Source organism: Acinetobacter sp. CS-2, from assembly GCF_016599715.1.
Lineage (GTDB): Bacteria > Pseudomonadota > Gammaproteobacteria > Pseudomonadales > Moraxellaceae > Acinetobacter.
Window position 1 is genome coordinate 2,665,896 of the sequence record NZ_CP067019.1, and the last position, 15,795, is coordinate 2,681,690.

Sequence of the window (15,795 nt, forward strand, 5' to 3'; positions counted from 1 at the left end):
TACGCCATGCCGCTCGATGCTGTTAAATATTCGATTCATATTCGACGTAAAAAAAATGAACGGGTTTTTAATAATATTGCGCGGCTTTGGGAGATTGCCCGCCAGGCTCAGACGCATCAGGATATTTTAGATGCCCTGCATCCCTGGAATGCCCCGATCGTGCTCAAGTTTGAAAATGTCCTCCCGCTACTTCTGGCAGCAGCAGGACTGTTTTTTATCCTGCTGATTTTTATCCACCCCGGTAATATCTGGATTCAGATCAGTCTGATCAGCGGTTTTTTTATGATTTTCTGGGCTTATATTAGTTATGAAGAAAGCAAGCCCATTGATGAAGTCATCGAATATCTGGAACAGCAAAGTATTGCTAAAAAATACAATCTTGCCTTCCAGCAACAGCCGCAACATTTTTCTGTTCCCCTGCAACCGGTTTTATTTATTGCCCATTTAAAGCGTTTATTTCCGGTCTTTAATCAGGGCAGCATTGCCAATGACTTTCCTTATTACGCCAGCACCCAATGGACCGATGATGAAGGCAAACAGCATCAGGTGATGGTGTTTCAATACCATTATGTCAATGAAATCCGGATTCGTAATAAAGACGGCAATGAAGTACAGGTGAGTGAAGTACACAAAGATTTATGGGGTGTATTTGTTTTTGATGTGGAAGTACACGGTGTGGCAGTCACTACGGCCAACAAGGAGTTTTATTATCCTTACAGTTTTCCGTGGCATACCAGTGATATTCAAGTCAACCAGAAACTGAATATTTTTGGTAGCGATGAAATGCAGATGGCAAAACTGCTCACGCCTGCATTTGTGTTGAGGCTCGATGAATTTTTTGCCCAGCGTCAAGGCGATTTAATTTTCCATCCTGATAGCCATATCTTATGTTTTTTAGGACCGGCCGATTTATTTCATATTTCAAGCCGGGCAAAAAATATTCACGATATTTCTGCATTACGTGGACACTTGCGTACTTTTAAACTACCGTATCTGGAAAGTTTACAGCGTGATTTAACGCAGTTTTTAAAATAACAATCTTGTAAATATTTGGGGACAAATAAATGGGGTTATTGATTTTTTTATTGTTGATTATTGCCGTGATTGTAGCCTGTATCATGATTCGCAATAATATTGTGCGTCATCACAATGCTTCTATTCGTTCTTGGTCAGATGTGGCAACTTATGAGCGTCAGAAGATTAAAGTTCTGGATGGCTTGCAACCTTTGGTTGAACAATATTCCAATTTTGAACAAGGCACTTTGGAAAAAGTGACCGAACTGCGGCAGAATATTTTAAATCTCAATTTAAACAATGCCGATGTTGCCCAGTTGCAACGCGTTGAAAGCCTGAATAAGGAATTAATGCAGAGTCTCAATGTCGTGGTAGAGAACTATCCTGAGCTGAAAGCCAATGAAATTTATCTAAAAATGATGAATGAAATTGAAGAACAGAATGAAAATGTCGGGGCAGCGATTACCATTTTTAACCGCAATGTTGAACTGTTTAATAACAATATTCAGATTTTTCCCAATAACATCGTCAATACCCTGTCACTCGGTAAAAAAGCCATTCGCCCCTTCCGCGATCTGGCAGCTACACAGAGTTTTGACTATCGACCGAATTTTTAAGTCGTTAATATTAGAATAAATGAAAACATCGGCATGCAGAAAAGCATCATTTCTACATGCCCATCCGCAAGGCAAGCACAGCCTCACTTGTAGCTTATTTTCTTCAGCAAAAAAGAATCGCGTTAAAATTCGACAACACTGGCGTTTATGTGCGTAATCAAGGAAAATAGCGAACTTTTGGCGGCGAACTGTTTTTTCGCTCTTGCACTGCAACCAAAGCAGTGCTTTGCTCTCGTCCAGGATATTTTATGAAGTTTGAAAAATTAGGTCAGTCGGGCCGTGCCCGTCGTGGTCGTTTAACGCTGGAACACGGCGTGGTGGAAACCCCAGTGTTTATGCCTGTCGGTACCTACGGTACAGTCAAAGGCATGCTCCCACGTGATGTAGAAGATATTAAAGCCCAGATTATTTTAGGTAACACCTTCCATCTCTATTTACGTCCCGGCCTGGACGTGATTCGTGAACATGGCGGTTTGCACGAGTTCATGAAATGGAACAAACCGATTTTAACCGATTCAGGCGGCTTCCAGGTGTTCAGCCTGGGTGCGATGCGTAAGATTAAAGAAGAAGGTGTAACCTTCCGTTCACCAATTGATGGTTCAAAAGTCTTTTTATCACCTGAAATTTCAATGGATATTCAACATACCTTGAATTCAGACATCGTGATGATTTTTGACGAATGTACGCCTTATCCGGCGACGCGTGAAGAAGCACAAAAGTCGTTGCAGCTTTCACTGCGCTGGGCAAAACGCTGTAAAACCCATCACCATGATGTGTTAAAAAATAAAAATGCCCTGTTCGGTATTATTCAGGGCGGTATGTATGAAGACCTGCGTGATGAATCGCTGGCAGGCTTAAAAGAAATCGACTTTGATGGCTTTGCTATTGGCGGTCTTTCTGTCGGTGAACCGAAAGAAGAAATGATAAAGATTCTGGATCATCTTCCACCGAAAATGCCGGAAGACAAGCCACGTTACCTGATGGGTGTCGGCAAGCCTGAAGATATCGTGGAAGGCATCCGCCGTGGTGTGGATATGTTTGACTGTGTCATGCCAACCCGTAATGCACGTAATGGTCATTATTTTGTGACAGACGGTCTGGTGCGGATTCGTAATGCCAAATATCGTCATGACCAAAGTCCACTCGATCCAGACTGTGACTGCTATACCTGCCAAAACTTCACCCGTGCTTATCTGTTCCATCTAGAAAAATGCGGTGAAATGCTGGGTTCCATGCTGGGTACTATTCATAACCTGCGTTATTACCAAAGGTTTACACAAGACATCCGTGATGCATTAGATAATGGTACTTTTGATGAATATGTACAGGATTTTTATGCGCGTCGTGGTCTAGAAGTCCCACCTTGTCCTGAAGATTAATCTTTCAGTATTTGCGCTGAAGAAAAAGACAAGGTAAATTGCTGAACAAGTTATCTTATTTATCATCATATTGTTGATATACATTTTTTAGTTTAGGAAATTGAAATGAGCCTTTTTATTTCTACTGCTCACGCAGCAGGTGAAGCTGCACAACAACCAAGTTTGGTAACCAACCTTTTGATGATTGCGGTATTTGTCGCAATTTTCTATTTCCTGATCTGGCGTCCTCAAGCGAAACGCGCGAAAGAACACCGTACCCTGGTTGAAAGCCTGGGTGTAGGTAGCGAAGTAGTTTTTGCAGGTGGCCTGATGGGCAAAATCACTAAAATTGAAGGCGATTTTGCAGTGGTTGAACTCAGCCGTGGCGTAGAAGTAAAAATTCAGCGCGCAAGTGTGATTTCAGTTCTTCCTGAAGGCACATTAAATAATCTCTAATCAAAATTAGTCGTGCCCTAGCACGACTTTTTCATTTTAAGAAGAAAACAGATGCGTTACCCAGCATGGAAATATCTGCTGATCCTTGTGGTTTTGGTGATCAGCACATTATACGCGCTGCCTAGTTTGTACCCCGATGAACCTGCTGTTCAAATTTCCGGTGCCAAAGCCGGCACCCAAATTGACCAGAGCATCGTACAAAAAGCAGAGCAATTATTACAAAGTGAAAAAATTTCAAGCCATGACAACAGCTTTAGCAATAATGCTGCCCTTTTACGTCTCGACTCCTCTGAAGCACAGTTAAAAGCCAAAGAAGTATTGCGTCGCGGATTGGGTGATAATTATGTTGTTGCCTTGAACCTTGCCCCAACCACACCTGAATGGCTGCAAAAAATTGGTGCCAAACCAATGAAACTGGGTCTGGATTTACGTGGTGGTGTGCACTTCCTGCTTGAAGTGGATATGGACAAGGCCATCAGTCAGCGTATGGAAACATCGGCGACTGATCTGCGTCGTCAATTGCGTGACAACAAGCTAAAATTCAACAGCCTGTCATTGAATAACAATACCATTACCGTTCAGTTTGCCAATAACGGTGACCGTGAAGCTGTGATGGATTTCTTGCGTCGTAATGGCAATGAATTCAACCAGCAGGCAATTGCCTCTGAGTCCGGTTCAACTTTACGTCTGAACTATACCGACGTGCGCAAGCAGGAAATTCAGTCTTATGCCGTTAACCAGAACTTAACCACTTTACGTAACCGTATTAACGAGTTAGGTGTAGCGGAAGCATTGGTTCAAACTCAAGGCAGCAACCGTATTGTAGTTGAACTTCCGGGTGTTCAGGACACTGCTGAAGCGAAACGCGTCTTGGGCCGTACAGCCAACCTGGAATTCCGTCTGGTTTCCGATTTGAATGACCAGTACATCGATCCGTATACTGGAAAGTCTACAGCTCAGGCCCTACCTCCGGGTACTGAAGTTTTTGCTTATGAATCATTGGATAGCGGTCGTGAGTTATTGCTCAACCGTAACCGAATTCTGACCGGTGAACGTGTTCAGAATGCCTCTAGCGGCTTTAGCCAGGATACTGGCGGTGCTGAAGTAAATATTACTTTGGACAGCGCTGGCGGTAAGTTAATGGCAGATGCCACCCGTAATGCGGTTGGTAAACGTATGGCGGTATTGTTCATCGAGAACAAGCAAAAGATCAGCTATGTGCCTGATCCTGTGACGGGTGCGCAAACCGAAGTTCGTACTCCTTATGCTGAGTCAGTCATCATTAACGCTGCAACCATTCAGGCGGTATTAGGTTCCCAGTTCCGTATTACCGGTCTGGATTCACCACAGGAAGCGGCTGAACTTGCCTTGATGCTTCGTGCTGGTGCACTGGCTGCGCCGATGTATTTTGTTGAAGAACGTGTGGTTGGTCCGAGCCTGGGTCAGGAAAATATTGACAAAGGTGTGTTATCGACTCAAATCGGCTTCCTTCTGGTGGCGATCTGGATGGTGGTGTTCTTCCGTCTGTTCGGTGTAATTGCCAACTTTGCACTGGTATTTAACCTGGCTATGATCCTGACCGTCATGTCATGGATTGGCGCTTCCCTCACCCTTCCAGGTATTGCCGGTATCGTGATTACCATTGGTATGGCGGTCGATGCCAACGTACTGATCTGTGAGCGAATACGGGAAGAAATGAAATGGGGGGCCTCGCCCAAACAGGCGATTGTCGCCGGTTATGATCGGGCCTATAACACCATTTTTGACTCGAACTTAACTACCTTCCTGGTTGCGTTCATTCTGTTTGCCATTGGTACAGGTCCGATTAAGGGCTTCGCGGTGACATTAATGATCGGTATTGTCTGCTCGATGTTTACAGCCATTACGGTAACACGTGCCATCGTACAGCTTATTTATGGCAAAAAACGTAACTTGAAAAAGTTGAGCATTTAGGAGATCGAAGATGACTGATATGACTCAACCGAAAAAGAAATACGGTCGCCCGGATGATGAGCGCATCATTGACTTTATGAAGATTGCCAAACCTGCGGCAATCATCTCTATTCTTTTAACTTTGGCCAGTATTTTCTTTATTGCCACCAAAGGTCTAAACCTCGGTCTGGACTTTACTGGCGGTGTTTCTGCCGAGCTGAACTATAAACAACCGGCCAATCAGGTCGAAGTTATTCAAGCTTTGAACCAGGCCGGTTTTAAAGATGCTGTGGTACAAACCCTCGGCAGTAACAAAGACCTCTTGGTTCGTATGCCTGTTCAGGACATTGAAGTAGAAGATCTGAATAACGCCATCACCAAAGCGGCACAATTACCGAATAACCCTGCTGAGGTCCACAAAGTGGATTCTGTCGGTGGACAGGTCGGTAACGAGCTGTATATTCGTTCGGCAGGTGCCGTAGCCTTGGCGTTACTGCTCATGCTGGTTTACGTGACCATTCGTTTTGAATTCAAGCTGGCGGTAGGTGCGGTGCTTTCGTTATTCCATGACATCATTGTCACCATTGGTATTTTTGCCATGATGCAATGGCCGTTTGATTTAACCGTACTGGCAGCTATACTTGCGCTGTTAGGTTTCTCGTTAAACGATAACATTGTGGTATCCGACCGTATCCGTGAAAATTTCCGCAAGATTCGCGGTGCCTCGCCAGTTGAAATCGTCAATATCGCGTTGACTGAAACCTTACGTCGGACCATCCACACCTCCATGACCTTATTGCTGGTCGTTGTCGCGATGATGTTCCTGGGCGGTGAAGGTCTGCACTGGTTCTCGATTGCGATGTTTATTGGTGTATTTGTCGGTACCTATTCTTCAATTTATATTGGTACTGCATTTGCCTTATGGCGTGGCCTGAACCGTCAGGACTTTATTGTACAGGTGAAACCTGAATTTGATGAGGAACAGGAAATTCCAAAGTAATTTCTGTGCTTTCTTTAAATTCGATAAAAAAGCCCATCATCTGATGGGCTTTTTTATGCAGGTCAAAAATATAAAATGCTGTACGAGATCTGAAATTTTATCAGTGTAAATGCACAAGCTTATAGTTTTGCAAGATCACCTTTTAAGGCTACACCGGCAACCGCAGTTCCTTTGGCACATTGGTAAGTGGTGGTACTGCGGGTTTCGTTTGCTTTATAGTAGCTCACAATATTGGTGACAGCATTGGCACCCTTTGCCTTGGCAGTGTTCTGGAACTGGATTAAAGCGGAACGTAAAACATGATCGCATGAGCTTTCAGCAGACTTGGCAAAACCATTGGTTTTTTTATTGCTCACTAAACCTTTTTGAATGACTTTTCCACCTGCACGTGTACCCGCCAAGTAAAACTTAACCGAACCGTCCAGCGTACCGTCAGCAACGGCACGACTCACCGCTTCCTGAAAGTTGAAGTCATGCATTTGGTCTGCAGCTTGAGCTGAAACCACTCCACCCAAACACAATGCAGCTGTAAGTGTTAATTTCTTCATCAACATGATGTACCCTCTAGTTGTTGTTAGACACGTTTAAAAATCAGGGAGGTATTAATTCCTCCAAAAGCAAAATTGTTACTCATAACTATGTCGGCATGCATATTTCTTGACTGTTTAACAATGTAATCCAGATCGCCACAGGCCGCATCAATTTCATCCAGATTTAATGTCGGTATAAACTGGCTACGCTGCATCATTTCAATACTGAGCCAGGCTTCAATTGCTCCACAAGCTCCCAAAGTATGGCCAAAATAGCTTTTTAAAGAGCTGATCGGTTTTTTACCTAGTACACGTGCTGTAGCCTGAGTTTCCGCAATATCCCCTTGATCGGTGGATGTCCCATGCGCATTCACATAGTCAATCCGGTCTGCTGCAATTTGCGCATCTGACAGAGCCAGCTGGATACAGCGTCCCATCATTTCAGCATCTGGACGAGTGACATGCTGACCATCGGTGTTGCTGCCGTAACCGATGATTTCTGCATAAATTTTGGCACCGCGTGCTTGGGCATGTTGATATTCTTCCAGAATTAAACAGCCTGCGCCTTCACCCACCACCAGGCCATCACGTTTGCTATCGAATGGACGCGGTGTTTTTTCCGGATGTTCATTTTGGCTACTGGTCGCCATCAGCACATCAAACACCGCAGAACCTGCGGCACTGAGTTCCTCGGCACCCCCTGCCAGCATCACAGTCTGCTTGCCATATTTAATGGCTTCATAGGCCTGACCGATCGCCATAGAACCTGAAGTACAGGCACTGGATGTCGGTAAAGTTAAACCTTTCAAGCCAAAATAAACGGTCATGTTGACGGCACTGGTATGCGACATCATGCGGATATACGTGGTCGCATTCAGCTTGTTCATGTTGTTATCAATCAACATGCTGCCAAACTCGCCAATTGCATCGACACTGCCGGCAGATGAACCGAAGGCCACACCAGTTTGACCACTGTTTAAAATCGGGTCATTTAACAGACCGGCATCTTCCAAGGCTTTTTCAGCACAGACCGTTGACATCAGGGCCACCCGACCCATGCCGCGGGTCACTTTACGGTTAAAATGCTTGGGAATGGTATAGGATTCGACCGGACCACCCAGTTTGCTGCGCAAGTCGGTATACACTTCCCAGTCCGGCATGTAACGAATGCCACTTTTGCCCTGTTCAAATTGTGCAAATACCTGATCTGCCGTTTCACCTAAAGAGGTGATTCCGGCCATGCCCGTCACTACCACACGTTTCATCAAATCAAGCCCCCATTGACCGAAATCACCTGTCGGGTGATATAGCTGGCATCATCACTGCATAAAAATTTCACCACTTTGGCGACTTCATCAACCTGCCCCATACGTTGTAAGGGAATCATTTTCAGGGCATGTTCTTTCACTTCTTCAGTGACCATTTCGGTTTCAATCAAGCCCGGTGCTACACAGTTCACGGTAATTTTGCGTTTTGCCAGTTCCAGTGCCAAAGCTTTGGTGGCACCAATCAGTCCCGCTTTTGCTGCACTGTAATTGACCTGTCCCCGATTACCCATCAAACCTGAAACCGAAGATAAAGTCACAATGCGGCCGCCCTGTTTCAGCCGAATCATCGGCATCACCAAAGGTTTAAGTACATTGTAAAAACCGTCCAGTGAGGTCGAAACCACCTCATCCCAGTCGCTATCGGTTAAGGCCGGAAATGCCGCGTCACGGGTTAAGCCTGCGTTCAATACCACACCATAAAATGCGCCATGCTCGGCAACATCCTGTTCCAGCAATTGCAGCACTTTTTCACGTTCATTTACATCAAATAACAGTGCATGGCTGGCTTGACCTAAAGCACGGATTTCTTCAACCACCTGTTCGGCTTCTTGTTGTCTGGAGCGCGCATGGACGGTGACATCAAATCCAGCCTGTGCCAGTTGCAAGGCAATGGCTTTACCAATTCCACGGCTTGAGCCTGTTACTAAAATTCGTCTACTCACACTGTATCCTTAAGTTCTTCTTTCATTTCTGGCGGCTCAAATACACTCAACATGGCACTAAAGCGATGTTCCCGGTATTCAATTTCACATTGAAACTGCCCCAGCCCCTCATGTAAATAACCTTGTTCCGCTTTAATCCTGACGGTTTCACCTAAAGCAAAATAAGGCACAGGCAACTGCATTTTACGCGTACCCAATAAAAAACCAATTTTAGGCTGCAAACCTGACATTTTCCCTTTATGTCCTGCATAAACACTAATGGTCTGTGCCATCAGTTCAATACTGCTCCAGGTCGGCAAGCCTTCCGCTTCACAAAACATCAATTCGGGACGAATCACCAGTTCGGCAATGGCAAAATTGTCACTGGCTTCAATCAGATGATCGACAAACACCATCGGCTGTTCATGCGGGATAAACTGTATTGCATCCATCATTTCAATTTTGTTCCAAAAATTAGGCTGATATTGCTGCCGCCAAAGGCAAAAGAATTACTCATGACATATTCTATCGGTTGTTGCAACTGCGCATTCAGCACATAGTTGGCTTCATCCAGTTCCGGATCAATACTGCCTGAATGATGCAGCGGCAACCAGGACTGATCGGCTAACACCTGCTGGCAAATTACAGCTTCAATAGCTCCAGCGGCTCCCAGACAGTGCCCGGTTTTATGTTTGCTGCTGCTGATCGGTACTTCATATTGCTGGAATACCGTCTGCACGGCTTTGATTTCCATGGCATCATTTTGCGGCGTTGCCGTTCCGTGCATATTTAAATAGCCAATCTCACTGGCGCTAATACCCGCCATATCCAGCGCCTTTTGCATGGCTTCGGCAGCCCCTTTGCCTTCCGGATGCGGTGCAGAAATATGCCAGGCATCCATCGATTCCCCGGCTGACATCAGCATCACAGGGGCGGTTTCTTTGGACAATAAAAACAGTCCCGCCGCTTCGCCAATATTGATACCATCGCGCTGTGCACCACAGGGCTGACACAGACCATTGGACAGGCTTTCCAGACTGTGAAAACCATTCAGAGTCAACCGGCACAAGGTATCAACACCACCGACCAGCACCGCATCTGCCAGACCGGCATTAATCAATCGCTGTCCTGCCGCCATGGCTTTGGCACTGGAAGAACAGGCCGTGGAAATGGTGTATGCCGGACCTTCCCAGCCCAGATACATCTGTAGACCTTTGGCCAGACTACCCATTTCCTGTTTATAGTGATTAATTTCAATTTTTCTGTGATGGTTAAAATACTGTTTCAGCAATATTTCATTGTCAGCAATGCCGGAGGTCGATGTGCCCAGAATAATTGCCAGACGTTTGCGATCAAACTGCGCAGTATAATCTCGGATTTCGCTTTCGATTAAACTTAACGCCGTTAAGGCAAAACGTAGATTACGCGAATCGACATCCTGCAGAAATGCGGGAACAGTTTCGATTAAAGGCTGCTGATAGGCGCCTACCCAGACCTGTTTTTCTGGAATAAATCCTGAACGAAGGCTCAAGGTATTTTGCTGCGTGGTCAGCGCCTGTCTGATCTGTTCAGCGGTATTTCCGAGTGCAGATAGACCGGCACTCAACTGAATGCCGACTGCAGGATATTGTGTGATTTTATCGCCCATGCTCATCCCCCTTATTCAGTGCTTTGCACATCTGAGTTTTCCCCCTCTGTGCTGGTCAGGCCTTCGCTGATAGGACTGATGACCATCTGGTACGGCACCTGCAGATTGTTCAGCTCAATGGCCCCGTCCTGCTGTTGAATATTCAGCACATACTGCTGATTGATCCATACTTTCTGGGTCTGAGCCGAAGTTTCAATACGGACATTCTGCTGCAAGCGGGCAAAATCCGGATAGGTGGCATATAAAATATCGCGCACCACAAACTCAAATGGCAATAGCTTCATTGGTGCAATGCGCTGTTCGACATCAACCTTGCGGCCATCAAAACTGAGCTTGAATAACTGCTGCCCGGTCAGGGTCAAAGCCAGCATTTCCAGCTTTTGACCTTTTTGTTGCTGATACAGTAAAAAGCTGAAACTGTGTTCTTTCCATTGAATTTCTAACTGATCCTGACGCTGGTAGTTTTGTGCAGTCCAGGCAGCAGTTGTCAGACCTGGTGCTTGAGGCAGCATGGACTGGCAGCCACTACATAGCAGGACTGCAGCGAGCAAAATCCCCGTCCATTTCAGTTTCATTCTAGGCACCGTTCATCTCAACGTGTTGTAACTGCGGATCACGGCAATATTCTGCCAGCGTGCTTAAACGCTTTTTGGCATTTTTATAAATTGGATTGCTGCTGTCCCAGGCATAGCCGGCCAGTAAGGAAGAGACCATGCGGCGGATTTTATCATCCTGATTTTTCGAGAACACCACATCCTGAAATTCACTGCTATACCATGATTCCACATAGGCACGGAACACCTGAATGCCTGCACGTAGCGGTTTTTCATATTGCTCCGTCCAGTCGACCGGCTGTCCTTGCAGCTGCTGATCAACCAGTGGAATGGCCAGACTGGCAGATTTCAGGGCAATGGTCACACCAGAAGAAAATACCGGGTCGAGGAATTCACCGGCATTGCCCAATAAAGCATAGTTACGCTGGGCCAGATGTTTGACATCGGCAGAGTAGCCCACCAGGGTACGCACCGGCATATCAAATTTGACATTGCGCAGCACATGCGACAGGCTTTCTTCATCTGCCAGAATCTGCGGCAACAAGGCATTCAGATCATAATCGGCACTGCCATCAAAGCCATAGCGTTCAAAGAAATCCTGCTCAGCCACCACCCCGAAAGAACAACGGCCATCAGCAAATGGAATCAGCCAGTACCAGGCACGTGGATCTTTGGCATGTACCGTAATCAGAATTTTTTCCCGGTCAAATTCCGGGTCATCCAGAATGCCATCTTCAATATGGGTAAACACGGCACGACGTACTGGAAAATCGGACGGGCTTTCCAGATCGAGAAATTTTGGCAGGATGCGGCCAAAACCGCTGGCATCGAGTAAAAATTTGCCCTGAATCTGATAGACCTGCTGCTGTTCGTCTTTGACCGTTAAAATTGGATGTTCTGGAGCCACATCAACATCAATCACTTCATGACCGAAACGGATGTCGGCACCATAGTTTTCTGCCTGCTGTGCCAGCAAATGGTCAAAGTTGGCACGGCGAACCTGCCAGGTGGTGCCGGGACCATCGCTAAATTTCTCGCGGAAATCATAAAAACTGCGCTGCTGACCTTTTAAGAAGGCTGCGCCATTTTTAAACTGGAAAGCAAACTGTTCGACATGCTCACGCACGGTGTCTAGCAAGCCTGCTTCTTCCAAAAACACCATCGATTGCGGCAGTAATGATTCGCCAATGGAAAAGCGTGGAAAATGCTGTTTTTCGATGATCGTGACCTGATAGCCTTTCTGGCGCAGTAATGCTGCTGCCGAACTCCCCGATGGCCCTGCGCCAATAATCAATACATCTGTGTGTTGCATGGTGCTCATTGCACTGTACCTTATTTTTTCAGCTCTTTGGCTGATACTGTTGAAGCACAACATGTTTGGCATCGGATGATGTAAACAATGTTGCGTAGATAAATGAAAAAATAACCCCAAATAAAACCGTCAAACCAAAGCAGTGAATGGCATAAGTCTGGCTAAAGGATAATAACCCAAAACCTAATAAGGTCGACATCATACATAGGAATAAGGCCATGCCAACTACTTGTGGATGATCATGTCCATGTCGGTAAAAAATGGCATAGTCCACCCCAATCCCGATAATCAGGAAAGTGCCCATAATGCTGAACAGATTGATTTCCACTCCGAGCCAGGCCTGAATGGCGAAGGTGGTCATTAAAGCCAGACTGACCGGTAACACCAAAGGCAAAACCGACTTAAGCCCATACAGTATCCCCAAACCAATCATCAGGCAGACTAAGGCAGAAAGCAGCAACCACTGTGCCTGAATACGGTGTTGCTGGAACAGTTCAGACAACTGGTTTACCGGACGCAATAACTGTACCTGTGGACTATTCAGCTGTTGCAGGGCAGCCACATCATGTACATTTTGCAGCAGCACCAGACGCTCGGTTGGGCTCATTTGTAAAAAGGCCAAAGGATGCTGACTCATTTCAGCTGGACTGAGTAAAGGCTGCCGGGCCAACTGTTTTTGCCAGGCCAAGACCTCTGCCGGATTCAGCTGCAATGCTGCGGCATAGTCCTGCAAGGCACTAGTCGGAATGGCTTGCAACAATTGAATATTGTGTTGCTGCTGTGCTTTGGAGGGCAACCATTGACCGAGAGCCTGAAAACCTTCCAGCTTGTTTTGCGCCTGTAACAGTTGCAATTTTTGCAGCAATTGCTGTTCATTCTGTTCCAGCTGCTGCAGCGTATCACCATGCACCACAAAGTATTCGCTGCTTTGCTGCTGCATAAAGCGTTCACGCACATACTGGTCTTCCTGTTTCAGCTGTTGATCCATACTTTGCAGGTTACGGATATCATCATTGCTTTGCAGCAACATCAGGCTACTGCCGGTGACCACGGTAATGACGGCGATCAAGCCATAACGCAGCCCCTTTCTGGCCTGAATAAAGGTTCGGGCTTGGCCAATAAAACTCAAGCGGCGAATCGCCGGTTCAGCATTTAATGCCGGCAGTCTTGGCAACAATAAAATGCTGGTGATCCATGCCGCAGCCAGCCCCACCATTGAGAAAACAGCAATCTGCCTAAAGCCTGGAAATGGGGTAAAGCTGAGGAAAATATAAGCCACCAATGTCGTCATCAGACCCATAAACAGACTGGGCAACAGCGGTTTCAGTACGGCAAAACCGTTAATATGCCGATGCTGTGATTGCATCGCCATAAAGTAAAAGGAAAAGTCGACACAGACTCCGACCAGACTAGCACCAAACACTAAGGTCATCAGGTGAATTTCCCCAAACACTGCATGGGTGATGGCAAAGGCCACCAGACAGCCGGTGCCTACAGCAATCATTTCCGTGAGCATGGGACGAACCGAGCGGAAACCAAACAGCACCAGGAAGAAAATCCCGATGGTCGAACCGACCCCAATGGTGGAAATCTCTTTTTCCGCCGAGGTGGTACCGAACTGGGCAAACAATAACGTTCCGGTCCAGTGCGGCTCAACTCGCATCTGTTTCAATTTTAAATTTAACTGTGCAATCCATGCGGCAGTTTTTTCCTGATAATCAATATTGTAAGGGCTATTTTTGAGCTGCAAAACGATAAGGCGGGAAATGCCCTGCTCATCGCGAATGGTGGCAAAACCATCTTCCAGCGCAATATCCGGGTTCACCTGTAAACCGGATAAGCTGACAGCATAACGTGGAAATAATAAGAGCGGATCTTGTTGTAACAGCTCTGCTGTGACCGGCATACCCGGACTCATGATCTGCAACAGGCCCTGTTCGCTCAGCGCGGCATAATCCTGTTGCTCCAGCAGCTTTTGATCTGTGGATGACAGCAAACCGGCACGATGCTGATACAACACCTGGGCAAACTTGTCACTGTCCAGCTGTGCATGTAAGGGCTGCCATAAATCACTTTGTGCCACCTTTTGTTTAAAAGTCGCTGTGGCTTTGGTCAGGGTGGCATCATCCTGGGCATTCAGCACCACAAAGACTTTGTCATTCAGCTGCTGACTGACATATTGCTGCGCCCGTTCCAGCCGCGGGTCATGGTGGGCTTCCGGCAATAAAGCAAAGATATTGGTTTGAATATGAATGTCTTTTTTCAGCCATGCACTACCCAGCGCAATGGCAATCACGCAGAGTACAAGCAGCCACAGTGCGGTAAATTTATTTTGCCAGTTGGAAAAGTGCATTTTCCTCAGCCGTTAAGGTTTGGGGTTGGGTGGTTTGCTGGCTAAAGCGAATGCTGGTGCTGTTATTGGCTTTCTCGCGAATCACAATACGGTCCACATAACGCTGCCCTTGCGCATCGACCCGGACAAACAGTTTTTTAAATAAACTGCTTTTCGGGGTTAAGGCCACAGTCCACTGTGCCGGACTATAACTGGCCGAAACAATACTAAAGTTTTTGGCTAAAGCCGCTTCATTCCCCGACATCAGCTGCAAGAACATAGTCGCGACCGAACCATAAGGAGATTTATCAATTTCAATCTGGCTATAGGTCCGCTGGGTTTTTTGCACCAGTTTACGTGGGGTCACAATCAGGTCAGCCTTGACCGGATTCTGGATTTTCCAGATTACGCCATGCGATTTGGAAAATAACACCGTGCCTTTGGAGATGAAAGTTTTGTTCATACTCGCCAGTTTTTTTTGCTGTTCAAAATTGGCCCGCACCGTTGGTGTTTCGGAAAGTTGAGCAAAGATCTGTCTGAGCTGCGGATTTTGCGCATGTACTGCTTGTGACAGCAACGTGATCAGCGACAGCAGTCCAGCCAGGAATAATCCTGCTGCACGTGGTAGATTGAAAGATGTCATCTTGCTTTACTCCGGCTTAAATTCAGACCAGGCATTTAAACGCTGCAATAAAACTTGCGGCGACTGGAAACACATTTCCCGACTGGCAATATCTACCGCCACTTGCGTGGTATAGCCTTTGGTGAGCCTTTTTCCACTTTCGGCATCAAAAATCTGGTATTCAATTTTCAGGCGGTTTTCCCATTCTTTTAAAATGGCACGTACCCGAATTTTCTGCTCAAATAGGATGCCATGCGCATAACGCACATGACTTTCAATCACCGGCCATGCATAGCCAGAAGCGCGCATCTGCTTATAGTTATACTGAAACTGGTCCAGCAACTTGCAGCGGGCAATTTCAAAATACTTTAAATAATGCCCATGCCAAACCACGTCCATGGTATCCACATCATGAAAGGGCACTTCTATAATCACATCGGCATGCATCGTC

General features: G+C 46.2%; 16 protein-coding genes. 6 read left to right on the forward strand and 10 right to left on the reverse strand.

Features of this window, described 5'->3' with window-relative positions; genetic code table 11:
* Positions 1-6 precede the first annotated feature (6 nt).
* From JFY49_RS13055 to secF, 6 genes are all read left to right on the forward strand, one after another.
* Positions 7-1,035, forward strand: coding sequence for a hypothetical protein (locus JFY49_RS13055; RefSeq protein WP_180174415.1), 1,029 nt, complete (start codon positions 7-9; stop codon positions 1,033-1,035).
* A gap of 29 nt (positions 1,036-1,064) precedes the next feature.
* Positions 1,065-1,631: a LemA family protein gene (locus tag JFY49_RS13060; RefSeq protein WP_086195835.1), complete on the forward strand. Its 567-nt coding sequence runs from the start codon at positions 1,065-1,067 to the stop codon at positions 1,629-1,631.
* A 248-nt stretch (positions 1,632-1,879) separates the two neighbouring features.
* Positions 1,880-3,010, forward strand: coding sequence for a tRNA guanosine(34) transglycosylase Tgt (tgt, locus tag JFY49_RS13065; RefSeq protein WP_180042750.1), 1,131 nt, complete (start codon positions 1,880-1,882; stop codon positions 3,008-3,010).
* A 105-nt stretch (positions 3,011-3,115) separates the two neighbouring features.
* Positions 3,116-3,445, forward strand: coding sequence for a preprotein translocase subunit YajC (gene yajC, locus JFY49_RS13070; RefSeq protein ID WP_086195837.1), 330 nt, complete (start codon positions 3,116-3,118; stop codon positions 3,443-3,445).
* A 51-nt stretch (positions 3,446-3,496) separates the two neighbouring features.
* Positions 3,497-5,398, forward strand: a complete 1,902-nt coding sequence (secD, locus tag JFY49_RS13075; RefSeq protein WP_200223165.1) for a protein translocase subunit SecD — start codon at positions 3,497-3,499, stop codon at positions 5,396-5,398.
* A 10-nt stretch (positions 5,399-5,408) separates the two neighbouring features.
* Entirely contained in the window at positions 5,409-6,377 is a 969-nt protein-coding gene (gene secF / locus JFY49_RS13080) for a protein translocase subunit SecF (protein WP_180174417.1), read from the forward strand.
* Between the two features lie 119 nt (positions 6,378-6,496).
* Here the strand turns inward: secF and JFY49_RS13085 are convergent, their stop codons facing one another.
* From JFY49_RS13085 to JFY49_RS13130, 10 genes are read right to left on the reverse strand one after another with little or no spacing between them, the layout of a single operon-like run.
* The gene (locus tag JFY49_RS13085) at positions 6,497-6,931 is read right to left on the reverse strand and encodes an excinuclease (RefSeq protein ID WP_180174418.1); all 435 of its coding nucleotides are present in this window, start codon (positions 6,929-6,931) and stop codon (positions 6,497-6,499) included.
* A gap of 20 nt (positions 6,932-6,951) precedes the next feature.
* A complete protein-coding gene (locus tag JFY49_RS13090; RefSeq protein WP_180174419.1) occupies positions 6,952-8,172 on the reverse strand; it encodes a beta-ketoacyl-ACP synthase in 1,221 nt (406 codons plus the stop codon).
* Positions 8,172-8,897, reverse strand: a complete 726-nt coding sequence (locus JFY49_RS13095) for a 3-ketoacyl-ACP reductase FabG2 (RefSeq protein ID WP_086195841.1) — start codon at positions 8,895-8,897, stop codon at positions 8,172-8,174. Before JFY49_RS13095 ends, JFY49_RS13090 begins: the two co-directional genes overlap by 1 nt.
* A complete protein-coding gene (locus tag JFY49_RS13100; protein ID WP_180174420.1) occupies positions 8,894-9,331 on the reverse strand; it encodes a 3-hydroxylacyl-ACP dehydratase in 438 nt (145 codons plus the stop codon). Before JFY49_RS13100 ends, JFY49_RS13095 begins: the two co-directional genes overlap by 4 nt.
* Positions 9,328-10,524, reverse strand: coding sequence for a beta-ketoacyl-[acyl-carrier-protein] synthase family protein (locus JFY49_RS13105; RefSeq protein WP_180174421.1), 1,197 nt, complete (start codon positions 10,522-10,524; stop codon positions 9,328-9,330). The genes JFY49_RS13100 and JFY49_RS13105 overlap by 4 nt, the downstream gene beginning before the upstream one ends.
* An 11-nt stretch (positions 10,525-10,535) precedes the next feature.
* Entirely contained in the window at positions 10,536-11,099 is a 564-nt protein-coding gene (locus tag JFY49_RS13110; RefSeq protein ID WP_180174422.1) for a DUF3261 domain-containing protein, read from the reverse strand.
* Between the two features lies 1 nt (position 11,100).
* Positions 11,101-12,399 (reverse strand): NAD(P)/FAD-dependent oxidoreductase, encoded by a 1,299-nt coding sequence (locus JFY49_RS13115; protein WP_200223166.1) that lies wholly within the window; start codon positions 12,397-12,399, stop codon positions 11,101-11,103.
* A gap of 19 nt (positions 12,400-12,418) precedes the next feature.
* Positions 12,419-14,743, reverse strand: a complete 2,325-nt coding sequence (locus JFY49_RS13120) for an MMPL family transporter (RefSeq protein ID WP_200223167.1) — start codon at positions 14,741-14,743, stop codon at positions 12,419-12,421.
* Positions 14,718-15,365: a LolA family protein gene (locus JFY49_RS13125; protein ID WP_086195847.1), complete on the reverse strand. Its 648-nt coding sequence runs from the start codon at positions 15,363-15,365 to the stop codon at positions 14,718-14,720. Before JFY49_RS13125 ends, JFY49_RS13120 begins: the two co-directional genes overlap by 26 nt.
* A gap of 6 nt (positions 15,366-15,371) precedes the next feature.
* Positions 15,372-15,791, reverse strand: coding sequence for an acyl-CoA thioesterase (locus JFY49_RS13130; protein ID WP_086195848.1), 420 nt, complete (start codon positions 15,789-15,791; stop codon positions 15,372-15,374).
* Positions 15,792-15,795: the final 4 nt, after the last annotated feature.

Coding starts and splice junctions, on each gene's coding strand:
- JFY49_RS13055 (WP_180174415.1), top strand. CDS start 7: ATGCCGCTCGATGCTGTTAAATATTCGATTCATATTCGACGTAAAAAA.
- JFY49_RS13060 (WP_086195835.1), top strand. CDS start 1,065: ATGGGGTTATTGATTTTTTTATTGTTGATTATTGCCGTGATTGTAGCC.
- tgt (WP_180042750.1), top strand. CDS start 1,880: ATGAAGTTTGAAAAATTAGGTCAGTCGGGCCGTGCCCGTCGTGGTCGT.
- yajC (WP_086195837.1), top strand. CDS start 3,116: ATGAGCCTTTTTATTTCTACTGCTCACGCAGCAGGTGAAGCTGCACAA.
- secD (WP_200223165.1), top strand. CDS start 3,497: ATGCGTTACCCAGCATGGAAATATCTGCTGATCCTTGTGGTTTTGGTG.
- secF (WP_180174417.1), top strand. CDS start 5,409: ATGACTGATATGACTCAACCGAAAAAGAAATACGGTCGCCCGGATGAT.
- JFY49_RS13085 (WP_180174418.1), bottom strand. CDS start 6,931: ATGTTGATGAAGAAATTAACACTTACAGCTGCATTGTGTTTGGGTGGA.
- JFY49_RS13090 (WP_180174419.1), bottom strand. CDS start 8,172: ATGAAACGTGTGGTAGTGACGGGCATGGCCGGAATCACCTCTTTAGGT.
- JFY49_RS13100 (WP_180174420.1), bottom strand. CDS start 9,331: ATGATGGATGCAATACAGTTTATCCCGCATGAACAGCCGATGGTGTTT.
- JFY49_RS13105 (WP_180174421.1), bottom strand. CDS start 10,524: ATGGGCGATAAAATCACACAATATCCTGCAGTCGGCATTCAGTTGAGT.
- JFY49_RS13110 (WP_180174422.1), bottom strand. CDS start 11,099: ATGAAACTGAAATGGACGGGGATTTTGCTCGCTGCAGTCCTGCTATGT.
- JFY49_RS13115 (WP_200223166.1), bottom strand. CDS start 12,399: ATGAGCACCATGCAACACACAGATGTATTGATTATTGGCGCAGGGCCA.
- JFY49_RS13120 (WP_200223167.1), bottom strand. CDS start 14,743: ATGCACTTTTCCAACTGGCAAAATAAATTTACCGCACTGTGGCTGCTT.
- JFY49_RS13125 (WP_086195847.1), bottom strand. CDS start 15,365: ATGACATCTTTCAATCTACCACGTGCAGCAGGATTATTCCTGGCTGGA.
- JFY49_RS13130 (WP_086195848.1), bottom strand. CDS start 15,791: ATGCATGCCGATGTGATTATAGAAGTGCCCTTTCATGATGTGGATACC.